This window comes from Pseudomonas sp. UYEF17 (genome assembly GCF_040546125.1).
Taxonomy (GTDB): domain Bacteria; phylum Pseudomonadota; class Gammaproteobacteria; order Pseudomonadales; family Pseudomonadaceae; genus Aquipseudomonas; species Aquipseudomonas putida_Z.
The window spans coordinates 102,618-115,196 of the sequence record NZ_JBEPNE010000007.1; the positions used below are offsets into that span (position 1 = coordinate 102,618).

At 61.3% G+C, this 12,579-nt stretch carries 9 protein-coding genes; all 9 read left to right on the plus strand.

Annotated elements, in window-relative coordinates:
• Positions 1-22 precede the first annotated feature (22 nt).
• The 9 genes from serC (at position 23) to ABIB24_RS13575 (ending at position 12,096) form a co-directional block, all read left to right on the plus strand.
• Positions 23-1,108 carry a 3-phosphoserine/phosphohydroxythreonine transaminase gene (serC, locus tag ABIB24_RS13535; RefSeq protein WP_025338101.1) on the plus strand — a complete coding sequence of 362 codons (1,086 nt, stop codon included), beginning with the start codon at positions 23-25 and terminating at the stop codon, positions 1,106-1,108.
• Complete coding sequence (gene pheA, locus ABIB24_RS13540) at positions 1,108-2,202, plus strand: prephenate dehydratase (RefSeq protein WP_025338102.1); 1,095 nt, start codon at positions 1,108-1,110, stop codon at positions 2,200-2,202. Before serC ends, pheA begins: the two co-directional genes overlap by 1 nt.
• Positions 2,203-2,413: 211 nt before the next feature.
• A complete protein-coding gene (locus tag ABIB24_RS13545) occupies positions 2,414-4,621 on the plus strand; it encodes a bifunctional prephenate dehydrogenase/3-phosphoshikimate 1-carboxyvinyltransferase (RefSeq protein WP_354316690.1) in 2,208 nt (735 codons plus the stop codon).
• A complete protein-coding gene (gene cmk / locus ABIB24_RS13550; RefSeq protein WP_003260862.1) occupies positions 4,618-5,304 on the plus strand; it encodes a (d)CMP kinase in 687 nt (228 codons plus the stop codon). The genes ABIB24_RS13545 and cmk overlap by 4 nt, the downstream gene beginning before the upstream one ends.
• Positions 5,305-5,428: 124 nt before the next feature.
• Positions 5,429-7,105 (plus strand): 30S ribosomal protein S1, encoded by a 1,677-nt coding sequence (gene rpsA / locus ABIB24_RS13555; RefSeq protein ID WP_003252673.1) that lies wholly within the window; start codon positions 5,429-5,431, stop codon positions 7,103-7,105.
• A gap of 83 nt (positions 7,106-7,188) precedes the next feature.
• Positions 7,189-8,253 (plus strand): acyltransferase family protein, encoded by a 1,065-nt coding sequence (locus ABIB24_RS13560; RefSeq protein WP_354316619.1) that lies wholly within the window; start codon positions 7,189-7,191, stop codon positions 8,251-8,253.
• A 1,727-nt stretch (positions 8,254-9,980) separates the two neighbouring features.
• A complete protein-coding gene (ihfB, locus tag ABIB24_RS13565) occupies positions 9,981-10,280 on the plus strand; it encodes an integration host factor subunit beta (RefSeq protein ID WP_013971456.1) in 300 nt (99 codons plus the stop codon).
• A gap of 19 nt (positions 10,281-10,299) precedes the next feature.
• Positions 10,300-10,563 carry a lipopolysaccharide assembly protein LapA domain-containing protein gene (locus ABIB24_RS13570; RefSeq protein WP_046615541.1) on the plus strand — a complete coding sequence of 88 codons (264 nt, stop codon included), beginning with the start codon at positions 10,300-10,302 and terminating at the stop codon, positions 10,561-10,563.
• A 102-nt stretch (positions 10,564-10,665) separates the two neighbouring features.
• Positions 10,666-12,096, plus strand: a complete 1,431-nt coding sequence (locus tag ABIB24_RS13575) for an MBL fold metallo-hydrolase RNA specificity domain-containing protein (protein ID WP_354316622.1) — start codon at positions 10,666-10,668, stop codon at positions 12,094-12,096.
• Positions 12,097-12,579 lie beyond the last annotated feature (483 nt).

Here is a 12,579-nt window from a genome sequence, read left to right on the forward strand (position 1 = left end):
ATTTGGCAGAGCGAGAGTGGATGTGAGCAAACGAGCCTTTAACTTCTGCGCAGGCCCTGCCGCGCTTCCTGACGCTGTTCTGCAGCGCGCCCAGGCCGAGATGCTGGATTGGCGTGGCAAGGGCTTGTCGGTGATGGAAATGAGCCATCGCAGCGACGATTACGTGGCCATCGCCGAAAAGGCCGAGCAGGACCTGCGTGACCTGCTGTCCGTCCCCTCCAACTACAAGGTGCTGTTCCTGCAGGGCGGCGCCAGCCAGCAGTTCGCCGAAATCCCGCTGAACCTGCTGCCGGAAAACGGCACCGCCGACTACATCGAAACCGGCATCTGGTCGAAAAAGGCCATAGAGGAAGGGCGCCGCTTCGGCAACGTCAACGTCGCCGCCAGCGCCAAGCCTTACGACTACCTGGCCATCCCGGGCCAGAACGAGTGGAAGCTGACCAAGAACGCTGCCTACGTGCACTATGCGTCCAACGAGACCATTGGTGGCCTGCAGTTCGACTGGGTGCCGGAAACCGGTGACGTACCGCTGGTGGTCGACATGTCGTCCGACATTCTCTCGCGCCCGATCGACGTGTCGCAGTACGGCCTGATCTACGCTGGCGCGCAGAAGAACATCGGCCCGAGCGGCCTGGTAGTGGTGATCGTGCGCGAAGACCTGCTGGGCCGCGCCCGCAGCAGCTGCCCGACCATGCTCGACTACAAGGTCTCGGCCGACAACGGCTCGATGTACAACACCCCGGCCACCTACTCCTGGTACCTCTCGGGCCTGGTGTTCGAATGGCTGAAAGAGCAGGGTGGCGTCGATGCCATGGAGCAGCGCAACCGCGCCAAGAAAGACCGCTTGTACGGTTTCATCGACAGCAGCGAGTTCTACACCAACCCGATCAGCCACAACGCCCGTTCGTGGATGAACGTGCCGTTCCGTCTGGCTGACGAGCGCCTGGACAAGGCCTTCCTCGCCGGCGCCGATGCCCGTGGCCTGCTCAACCTCAAGGGCCACCGTTCGGTAGGCGGCATGCGCGCCTCCATCTACAACGCCCTGGGCCTTGAAGCAGTCGAAGCCCTGGTGGCCTACATGACCGAATTCGAGAAGGAGCACGGCTGATGTCCGAGCACGAACTGAAGGCGCTGCGCGTTCGCATCGACAGCCTCGACGAGAAGATCCTCGAGCTGATCAGCGAGCGCGCCCGTTGCGCCCAGGAAGTGGCCAAGGTCAAGACCGCCTCGCTGGCGGAAGGCGAAAAGCCGGTGTTCTACCGCCCCGAGCGTGAAGCCGCCGTGCTCAAACGCGTGATGGAGCGCAACAAGGGCCCGTTGGACAACGAAGAGATGGCGCGGCTGTTCCGCGAAATCATGTCGTCGTGCCTGGCCCTGGAAGAGCCGCTGAAAATCGCCTACCTCGGCCCTGAGGGCACCTTCACCCAGGCCGCGGCCATGAAGCACTTCGGCCACGCGGTGATCAGCCGGCCGATGGCGGCCATCGACGAAGTGTTCCGCGAAGTGGCGGCCGGTGCCGTCAACTTCGGCGTGGTGCCGGTGGAAAACTCCACCGAAGGCGCGGTCAGCCACACCCTGGACAGCTTCCTCGAGCACGACATGGTGATTTGCGGCGAGGTCGAGTTGCGCATCCACCACCACCTGCTGGTGGGCGAGAACACCAAGACCGACAGCATCACCCGCATCTACTCCCACGCCCAGTCGCTGGCCCAGTGCCGCAAGTGGCTGGACGCGCACTACCCGAACGTGGAGCGCGTGGCCGTGTCGAGCAATGCCGAGGCGGCCAAGCGGGTCAAGGGCGAGTGGAACTCGGCGGCGATCGCCGGCGACATGGCGGCCAACCTGTACGGTTTGACTCGCCTGGCCGAAAAGATCGAAGACCGCCCGGACAACTCCACGCGCTTCCTGATGATCGGCAGCCAGGAAGTGCCGCCGACCGGCGACGACAAGACCTCGATCATCGTTTCGATGAGCAACAAGCCGGGTGCCTTGCACGAGCTGCTGGTACCGTTCCACCAGAACGGCATCGACCTGACCCGCATCGAGACCCGCCCATCGCGCAGCGGCAAGTGGACCTACGTGTTCTTCATCGACTTCGTCGGCCACCACCGCGACCCGCTGATCAAGGCGGTGCTCGAGCAGATCAGCCAGGAGGCTGTGGCGCTGAAGGTGCTGGGTTCGTATCCGAAGGCGGTGCTTTGATTTGAGATGGTTGGGGCCGCTTCGCGCCCCGTCGCGACACAAGGCCGCTCCTACAGGTATTGTGCAGGCCTCGAAACTGTACTGGCCCCTGTAGGAGCGGCCTTGTGTCGCGATGGGCTGCAAGGCAGCCCCAATGGCCCTCACAGGCTGTCTAGATTTCTGAACAGGGTTCGCACCAGTGGTAAATGCAGCAAAAACCAAACCCGCACCAATCATCAATCGCCTGGTCGTGGTCGGCCTCGGCCTGATCGGTGGCTCGTTCGCCAAGGGCCTGCGTGAAAGCGGCCTGTGCCGCGAAGTGGTCGGTGTCGACCTGGACGCGCCCTCGCGCAAGCAGGCCGTGGCCCTGGGCGTGGTCGATCGCTGCGAGGAAGACCTTGCTGCCGCCTGTGTCGGTGCCGATGTCATCCAGTTGGCCGTGCCGATCCTGGCCATGGAAAAGGTACTGGCCCGCTTGGCCAGGCTTGACCTTGGCGATGCCGTCATCACCGACGTCGGCAGCGCCAAGGGCAATGTCGTGCGTGAGGCGCGGGCCGTCTTTGGGGAACGCCTGCCGCGCTTCGTCCCCGGCCACCCCATCGCCGGCTCCGAGCAGAGCGGGGTAGAGGCCTCCAACGCCACCCTGTTCCGTCGGCACAAGGTCATCCTCACGCCGCTGGCCGAAACCGACCCGGCCGCCCTGGCCCTGGTCGACCGCCTGTGGCGCGAGCTGGGCGCCGATGTGGAGCACATGTCGGTCGAACGCCACGACGAAGTGCTTGCCGCCACCAGCCACCTGCCGCATCTGCTGGCCTTCGGCCTGGTCGATTCACTGGCCAAGCGCAATGAAAACCTCGAAATCTTCCGGTACGCTGCGGGAGGCTTCCGCGATTTCACGAGAATCGCCGGCAGCGACCCGACCATGTGGCACGACATCTTTCTCGCCAACCGCGACGCTGTCCTGCGCACGCTTGATACATATCGCAGCGATCTCGACGCCTTGCGCGACGCGATCGCTGAAGGGGACGGGCACCAGCTGCTGGGTGTATTCACCCGCGCACGCGTTGCCCGCGAGCATTTCAGTAAAATCCTGGCCCGCCGGGCCTATGTGGACGCTATGAACGCCAACGATCTGATTTTCCTGACCCAACCGGGTGGCCGCCTGTCCGGGCGAATCCGCGTACCGGGCGACAAGTCGATTTCCCACCGCTCGATCATGCTCGGCTCGCTGGCCGAAGGCACCACCGAGGTCGAAGGCTTCCTCGAGGGTGAGGACGCGCTGGCGACCCTGCAGGCATTCCGTGACATGGGTGTGGTCATCGAAGGCCCCAACCACGGTCGCGTGACCATTCACGGCGTCGGCCTGCACGGCCTCAAGCCGCCACCCGGGCCGCTTTACGTGGGCAACTCGGGTACCTCGATGCGCCTGCTGTCGGGCCTGCTGGCCGGCCAGCCGTTCGACGTGACCATGACCGGCGACGCTTCGCTGTCCAAGCGCCCGATGAACCGTGTGGCCAACCCGCTGCGCGAAATGGGTGCCGTGGTCGAGACCGGCCCTGAGGGCCGCCCGCCGCTGACCATCCGCGGTGGCCACAAGCTCAAGGCGCTGACCTACACGCTGCCGATGGCCAGTGCCCAGGTTAAATCCTGCCTGCTGCTGGCCGGCCTGTACGCCGAAGGCAAGACCACCGTCACCGAGCCTGCGCCAACCCGTGACCACACCGAGCGCATGCTGCGCGGCTTCGGCTACAGCGTCGACAGCAACGGCCCGGTGGCCTCGCTGCAGTCCGGCGGCAAGCTCACTGCCACCCGTATCGAAGTGCCGGCCGACATTTCCTCGGCGGCGTTCTTCCTGGTGGCGGCGTCCATCGCCGAAGGCTCCGAACTGGTGCTGGAGCACGTTGGCATCAACCCGACCCGTACCGGCGTGATCGACATCCTGCGCCTGATGGGCGGCGACATCACCCTGGAAAACCAGCGTGAAGTCGGCGGCGAGCCGGTGGCCGACCTGCGTGTGCGTGGTGCCAAGCTGAAGGGTATCGACATCCCTGAAGAGCTGGTGCCACTGGCCATCGACGAGTTCCCGGTGTTGTTCGTCGCCGCTGCCTGTGCCGAAGGGCGTACCGTGCTGCGTGGTGCCGAAGAGCTGCGGGTGAAGGAATCCGACCGTATCCAGGTCATGGCCGACGGCCTGATCACCCTGGGCATCAAGTGCGAGCCTACCCCGGACGGCATCATCATCGACGGCGGCCAGTTGGGTGGCGGCGAAGTGCATGGCCACGGTGACCACCGTATCGCCATGGCCTTCAGCGTTGCCTCGCTACGCGCCAGCGCGCCGATCCGCATCCACGATTGCGCCAACGTCGCCACCTCGTTCCCCAACTTCCTGGCGCTGTGCGCCGAGGTGGGCATCCGCGTGGCGGAAGAGGGCAAGTCGTGAGTGCCCTGGCGCCGGTCATCACCATCGACGGGCCAAGCGGTTCGGGCAAGGGTACGGTCGCCGGGCTGCTGGCCCGCGAGCTGGGCTGGAGGTTGCTGGACTCTGGCGCGCTGTACCGTCTGCTGGCGTTCAACGCCAGCAACCACGGCGTCGACCTGACCAACGAAGAGTTGCTGACCAAGCTTGCCGCCCATCTGGATGTGCAGTTCATCGCCGCCGAGCCCGGTAAGCTGCAACAGATCATCCTCGAGGGCGAGGATGTCAGCAACGTCATCCGCACCGAAACCGTCGGTGCCGGTGCCTCGATGGTTGCTTCGCTGCCGGCCGTGCGCGATGCGCTGCTGGTGCGCCAGCGCGAATTCCGCGAGGCGCCGGGCCTGATCGCCGACGGCCGCGACATGGGCACCGTGGTGTTCCCGGACGCGCCGTTGAAAGTCTTCCTCACCGCCAGCGCGGAGGAGCGGGCGCGTCGCCGCTACCTGCAGTTGAAGGGCAAGGGTGAAGATGTTAGTCTGTCGAGTCTGCTGGATGAGATTCGTGCGCGTGATGAGCGCGACACCCAACGTGCAGTGGCCCCGCTGAAGCCAGCGGTCGATGCCATTCAGTTGGACTCTACCGAGTTGTCCATCGAGCAGGTGTTGCAACGTATCAGGAGCGAGATCGCACTGCGCGACCTTCTCTGATAGCCAGGAAAGCAGGCAGGGGCACCAGTCAACGTCCTGCCGGCTTTCCTTTACTTAAAACAAACCCACATTGTCTGGAATGTGGCTATGGGCGTCTGTTTCGCCCGAATCTACAGGAATTAAAATGAGCGAAAGCTTTGCAGAACTCTTTGAAGAAAGCCTGAAAACCCTCAATCTTCAGCCGGGTGCCATCATCACCGGTATCGTTGTCGACATCGACGGCGACTGGGTTACCGTACACGCTGGCCTGAAGTCCGAGGGCGTCATCCCGCTCGAGCAGTTCTACAACGAAGCTGGCGAGCTGACCATCAAGGTCGGTGACGAAGTTCACGTTGCGCTGGACGCGGTCGAAGACGGCTTTGGCGAAACCAAACTGTCCCGTGAAAAAGCCAAGCGCGCCGAGTGCTGGATTGTTCTGGAAGCAGCTTTCGCCGCCGAAGAAGTGGTCAAGGGCGTTATCAACGGTAAGGTTAAGGGCGGCTTCACTGTCGACGTTAACGGCATCCGTGCGTTCCTGCCGGGCTCCCTGGTTGATGTCCGCCCTGTGCGCGACACCACCCACCTGGAAGGCAAAGAGCTGGAATTCAAGGTCATCAAGCTGGACCAGAAGCGCAACAACGTTGTCGTTTCCCGTCGCAGCGTGCTGGAAGCCGAGAACAGCGCCGAGCGCGAAGCCCTGCTGGAAACCCTGCAGGAAGGCCAACAGGTCAAGGGTATCGTCAAGAACCTCACCGACTACGGCGCCTTCGTGGACCTGGGCGGTATCGACGGCCTGCTGCACATCACCGACATGGCTTGGAAGCGCATCAAGCACCCATCGGAAATCGTTAACGTTGGCGACGAAGTCGACGTACGCGTTCTGAAGTTCGACCGTGAGCGCAACCGCGTTTCGCTGGGTCTGAAGCAGATGGGCGAAGATCCGTGGGTAGCTATCACTGCCCGTTACCCAGAAGGTACTCGCGTACAGGCTCGCGTTACCAACCTGACCGACTACGGCTGCTTCGCTGAGCTGGAAGAAGGCGTTGAAGGTCTGGTACACGTTTCCGAAATGGACTGGACCAACAAGAACATCCACCCGTCGAAAGTCGTTCAGGTTGGCGACGAAGTGGAAGTCATGGTTCTGGACATCGACGAAGAGCGTCGTCGTATCTCCCTGGGCATCAAGCAGTGCAAGTCCAACCCATGGGAAGACTTCTCCGGCCAGTTCAACAAGGGTGACAAGATCACCGGTACCATCAAGTCGATCACCGACTTCGGTATCTTCATCGGCCTGGACGGCGGCATCGACGGTCTGGTTCACCTGTCCGACATCTCCTGGAACGAAACCGGCGAAGAAGCTGTACGTCGTTTCAAGAAGGGCGACGAGCTGGAAACCGTCATCCTGTCGGTCGACCCAGAGCGCGAGCGCATCTCCCTGGGCATCAAGCAGCTGGAAGACGATCCGTTCTCCAACTTCGTTGCTGTCAATGACAAGGGCGCTATCGTCAAGGGCATCGTGAAAGAAGTTGACGCCAAAGGCGCCATCGTCACCCTGGCCGACGACATCGAAGCTACTCTGAAAGCTTCCGAAATCAGCCGTGACCGCGTTGAAGACGCGCGTAACGTCCTGAAGGAAGGCGAAGAGATCGAAGCCAAGATCATCAGCGTTGACCGCAAGTCCCGCGTTATCAGCCTGTCCATCAAGTCGAAGGACGATGCTGAAGAGCGCGAAGCCATCCAGAGCCTGAAAAACGCTCCGGAAGCGGCTGCCGACACCACCATGGCTGCGCTGCTGCGCGAAGCAATGGCCAAGCAGAACTGAGTTCTGTTTGATCGGTAAAAAAAGGCGACCTTCGGGTCGCCTTTTTTTTATGCTGAAAGAAGGCCATGTCGGGGGATTGTGCGATGTTGATGTTTGGCGACGTCATGGAAGGTCGCGGGCGCGATAACAATTTCCTGATCATCAGGCTGCTGGCGGCAACTGCCGTAGTAGTGGGGCATTCCTTTGCGCTCTCCTATCTGGAGTGCCTGGGTTGCACCGACCCTGGGCTGCTGCTGGGTATGCCGGTGCCGGTACATAGCCTGGGCGTGGAAGTATTCTTCATGGTCAGCGGTTTCCTGATCGCGGCCAGTGGTGAAAAAAATAGCACCCGGGATTTCTACCTGGCCCGCGCATTGCGGATCTTGCCTGGCTTGCTTGTGTGCCTGCTGCTCATGGCCTTTGTGCTAGGGCCTGTCATTACCTCGCTGCCGCTTGATGAGTATCTTTCCCAGCGCCAGGTTTACAGGTACGTCTATAGCCCATTGCTGGTTTTCAAGGATGCCCAGTTCCTCTTGCCTGGGGTGAGCTTTACCCCGCGCCCCTATGGCGCTTCGGTCAATGGCAGCCTGTGGACCATCCCATTGGAAATGCGCATGTACGTGGTGCTGTGGCTATTGGTGCTGGTGGCCAAGGTTTGCCGGTGGCCGATGACAGGTTTGACGCTTGCCGCGTTGGTGGTTGCACTGGGGTTGCATGCCCTGCATCCAGCCTTTGCGGAGTACCCGTTCAAGCTGGTGGTGTGCTTCCTGGCAGGGGCGGTGTTCTATTCGTACCGGGCGGTGATCCCGTATACCGGCTGGCTGTTGTTTGCCTTTGTTGCGTTGTTCGTGTTGGCTAAGGGTGGGCGCCTTGAGGTTTTTGCGTTTGCCGTTCTGACGATGTACGGCACGTTGTACGTAGCTTATTGCCCGCAGTTGAAGCTTCCTTCGTTTGTGGAGGATTACTCGTACGGTATCTACCTGTATGCATTTCCGATCCAGCAAGTGTTGGCGTGGGCGATGCCATGGGCCGGGCCTTACTGGCTGATGTTGGCGGCCGTGCCGGCGTCCTGGTTGGCGGGGTATATGTCGTGGGGGTTGGTAGAGAAGCCTGCCTTGGCGATGCGCAAACGCTTTTCCCGAGCGGGCTCCCGGCAGCAATTGGCATAGGCGTCTGATAACGTTGTGCCAATTCTCCGGAAACCGGCGCGATCCCTCTGTGGGAGCGGGTTCACCCGCGAACACCGGCGTAGCCGGTGCCATCCATGGCATCACCTGCTCCCACAGAAGGTGGTGTAGCCTTCAATGCATGTGCTGCCTCAGTGGTATAACGGTGTGCCCAACTCTCCAGAAACGGGCGCATTCCCCTGTGGGAGATTACCCAGCCCTTTTGGGCTGCGCTGTCGCGCAGAGAACAAATATCGCTCGTCTGACGCGTCCTTTGTAGGAGCAGCCTTGTGCTGCGAAGAGGCCGGTACAAGCAACAGACAGGCTTTGTCAGTACCGGCCTCTTCGCAGCACAAGGCTGCTCCTACAGAACCTCGCCGAACCAATGAGTCATGTGTTGTTCTATGAGAGCGGCCCGCGAAGCAGGCGACGCGATGGATGGCACCGGCTACGCCGGTGTTCGCGGGCGCGCCCGCTCCCACATGGGCTGTGCTGGCCTCTAGGCAGGTGATGTCCATGCGGGGAGGGCAGTGGTCTGGCCCATGTTCCCATTACTTGCACGATCCCCTTGTGAAGCGGCCCTGTGTCGCGAAAAGTCTGCTCTCAACGGGCCGGTACCTGGCTTCGAAGCAGGTAGCATCTCTGCAGGGCCAGCGACCCAAGCCCGATTTCCAAAAGCCTGCACTATCCCTGTGGGAGATTGCCCAGCCCTTTCGGGTTGTGCTGTCGCGCAGAGAACAATTATCGCTCGTCTGACGCGTTCCTTGTAGGAGCAGCCTTGTGCTGCGAAGAGGCAGGTACAACCGATAGAAAGGCTTTGTCAGCACCGGCCTCTTCGCAGCGCAAGGCTGCTCCTACAGAACCCCACTGCAGCCATGGGTCATCTGCTGGAGAGCGGGCCGCTCCCACATGGGCTGTGCTGGCCTCTAGGCAGGTGATGTCCATGCGGGGAGGGCAGTGGTCTGGCCCATGTTCCCATTACTTGCACGATCCCCTTGTGAAGTGGCCCTGTGTCGCGAAAAGTCTGCTCTCAACAGGCCGGTACCTGGCTTCGAAGCAGGCAGCATCTCAGTAGGGCCAGTGACCCAAGCCCGATTTCCAAAAGCCTGCACTATCCCTGTGGGAGATTGCCCAGCCCTTTCGGGTTGCGCTGTCGCACAGAGAACAATTATCGCTCGTCTGACGCGTTCCTTGTAGGAGCAGCCTTGTGCTGCGAAGAGGCAGGTACAACCGATAGAAAGGCTTTGTCAGCACCGGCCTCTTCGCAGCGCAAGGCTGCTCCTACAGAACCCCACTGCAGCCATGGGTCATCTGCTGGAGAGCGGGCCGCTCCCACATGGGCTGTGCTGGCCTCTAGGCAGGTGATGTCCATGCGGGGGGGGGGGTAGTGGTCTGGCCCATGTTCCCAGTACTTGCACGATCCCCTTGTGAAGCAGCCCTGTGTCGCGAAAAGCCTGCTCTCAACAGGCTGGTACCTGGCTTCGAAGCAGGCAGCATCTCTGCAGGGCCAGCGACTCAAGCCCGATTTCCAAAAGCCTGCACTATCCCTGTGGGAGCTGGCTTGCCGGCGATGAGGCCGGGCCTGCCAGGCGCCGCCAGCTAGACCATTCCTGTAAAACTTCAATCTTGAATTTTTTTATTAAGTCAAGAACCACCCTGTTCAAATCCCTCCCAGCGTGCTACAAACTGGTTAAGCAATGATCTAGCTGCTTGATAACGAAGGGAAAAATATGACGAAGTCGGAGCTGATCGAACGTATTGTCACCCATCAGGGGCTGCTCTCGTCCAAGGACGTGGAGCTGGCCATCAAGACCATGCTTGAGCAGATGTCACAATGCCTTGCCACCGGCGATCGCATCGAGATCCGCGGTTTTGGCAGCTTCTCGCTGCACTATCGTGCCCCTCGCGTAGGTCGTAACCCGAAGACCGGCCAGTCGGTCAGCCTCGAAGGCAAGTTCGTGCCGCACTTCAAGCCCGGCAAAGAGTTGCGCGATCGGGTCAATGAAGAAGAACATGAGGCCCACACCTGATTCCACAAGGAGCAATCTGATGCGTAACCTCAAGCGCGCCCTGGCGGCGGTGTTCGTGCTGCTGTTGGCGGCTGTGGTGCTGTTCTTCGTGCTGGAGAACCAGCAAACCGTCTCGTTGGTCCTGTTCGGTTGGGCTGCCCCGGCCATGCCGGTCGCAGTGCTGGTTCTGGCCGCCCTGGTCATTGGCCTGGCAGTCGGGCCGTTGCTGGGTGCCTACGGCGTGCAGCGCAGCAAGCGCAAGATCAAGGCTTCTGCCCGCCAGGCAGCATTGAGCGGTAACTAAGGGCATTTCTTACATCCGTTTGGGAAAGTCTCACCTATGCCTGCGCCGGCCATCATGGAGTAATAACGCACTTCATTTTCGGCCCAGGCGAGTGTGCGCAGCATGGAATATCCCGTCCTTTCCCATCATGGTGGCACCCGCGGCGTCACTGGCTCCTGCCATCAACTGCACCTCGATCCGTCCACCAGCCTGCTGATCGACTGCGGCCTGGAGCAGGGCGCGGATGCCGCGCCAGGCGCAGCATCGGCACCGCTGGGCTTCGACGTGCAGGGTATCCAGGCCCTGGTGATCACCCATGTGCATCTCGACCACGTAGGTCGCATTCCGGCACTGCTGGCTGCGGGCTATCGTGGCCCGATCCTGTGCAGCGAGCCGTCCGCCCGGCTGCTGCCACTGGTGTTGGAAGATGCCTACAAACTGAGCATTAGCAGTGAGCCCGCCCATGTGGCGAGGTACCTGGAGTTCATCCGCGACCTGATCGTGCCCCTGCCTTTCGAGCAGTGGCACACCCTGATCGAGCAACCAGGGCTCACCTGTCGCATTCGCCTGCAACGCGCCGGGCATCTGCTGGGTTCGGCCTATGTCGAATGCGATGTGCAGTACGCGCAAGCCAGCACCCGCTACGTGTTCTCCGGCGACCTCGGCGCCTGTGGCAACCCCTTGCTGCGCCCAGTGCAACCCCCGGAACGGGCCGATGTACTGGTACTGGAAAGCACCTACGGCGACCGCCTGCACCCGCCTGCAGGTGACCGTCAGGAGCGACTGGAAGCGGCCATCGACCGCGCCCTGGCTGACCAGGGCACGCTGCTCATTCCGGCGTTCAGCCTCGGCCGCACCCAGGAGTTGCTGTACGAACTCGAAAGCATTCTTCATCGCAAGGCCTTGCTGAACAAAGCCGGCCCGGCCCCCGATGGCGACCCGCTCGACTGGTCGCAGTTGCCCATCATCCTCGACTCGCCCCTGGCCCAGCGCATTACCGGTGTATACCGGGAGCTGCACGACTACTGGAATGCCGAAGCCCGGGCGCGCCTTGCCGAAGGGCGCGACCCGTTGGGTTTCAGTCAGCTGATCAGCGTGGACACCCACGCCCGCCACCAGCAGGTGGTCAATTATCTGAAGAGCACCGGGCGTCCGGCGATCGTTATTGCGGGCAATGGCATGTGCTCGGGTGGGCGCATCGTCAATTACCTGAAGGCTATGCTGGGGGACTCGCGGCACGAGGTGATGTTTGTCGGTTACCAGGCCAAGGGCACGCCAGGCGCGGTGATACAGGCCAGCGAAGGGGCGGAAGGATTTGTGCAGATTGATCTGGATGGGCGGATGTATGAGGTGCGCGCAAAAGTTGTAACCTTGCCGGGCTACTCTGGTCATGCCGACCAGGCAGAGCTCGTGGCTTTTGCATCGCCGGACCGGGGCGGGGCCGAGCGCGTGGTGCTGGTACACGGTGATAACAATGCCAAGATGGCTCTGGGTAAGGCCATCGAAGAGAAAATCAAGCAGCAGGGGCGTTCGATCAAAGTCTTCATCCCATGAGGGCTATGCCAGCCAAATCTAGAGAGGGACAATCTTTTTGTTGCAAACGCAGCACTTCTAAGGGTGTGTAGGTGCATCCGATGGATGGCAGGTTTTTTTTAGCGTTTTGAGGAACTTGCCGAAGCAAACGGTTGACTTAGCCAAGGTGCCGACTCGGGGTTGAAGCGAGCCGCTCAGGATAGTAGCTTGATGGTCGTGATTTCGCATTGGAACGATAACCGATAGCAAGCTACATATTATAAATGATGGCCAAAGTATGGCTAAGGGCGGGTAGCTACAATAACATGCGCCAGCATCGGAGCGTGATTGGGGCAATGATCGTGGGGGGCTTGGCTTCTGGTATTCCGAATTTTCAGGGATTGCGGCAGGTCAGTCTCCGCGGCGCATAGTCGGTATCCAGCAGGTCAGCTTTTGCGACTTGTTAACGATCATGCATGCCTCCATTAGAGTTCAGGGCACTTCATGCAGCGCCGATATCGCCAC

What these genes read in the sequence shown, in the direction of transcription:
- ABIB24_RS13560 (WP_354316619.1), top strand. Translation starts at nt 7,189, where the DNA reads ATGTTGATGTTTGGCGACGTCATGGAAGGTCGCGGGCGCGATAACAAT.
- ihfB (WP_013971456.1), top strand. Translation starts at nt 9,981, where the DNA reads ATGACGAAGTCGGAGCTGATCGAACGTATTGTCACCCATCAGGGGCTG.
- pheA (WP_025338102.1), top strand. Translation starts at nt 1,108, where the DNA reads ATGTCCGAGCACGAACTGAAGGCGCTGCGCGTTCGCATCGACAGCCTC.
- ABIB24_RS13570 (WP_046615541.1), top strand. Translation starts at nt 10,300, where the DNA reads ATGCGTAACCTCAAGCGCGCCCTGGCGGCGGTGTTCGTGCTGCTGTTG.
- ABIB24_RS13575 (WP_354316622.1), top strand. Translation starts at nt 10,666, where the DNA reads ATGGAATATCCCGTCCTTTCCCATCATGGTGGCACCCGCGGCGTCACT.
- rpsA (WP_003252673.1), top strand. Translation starts at nt 5,429, where the DNA reads ATGAGCGAAAGCTTTGCAGAACTCTTTGAAGAAAGCCTGAAAACCCTC.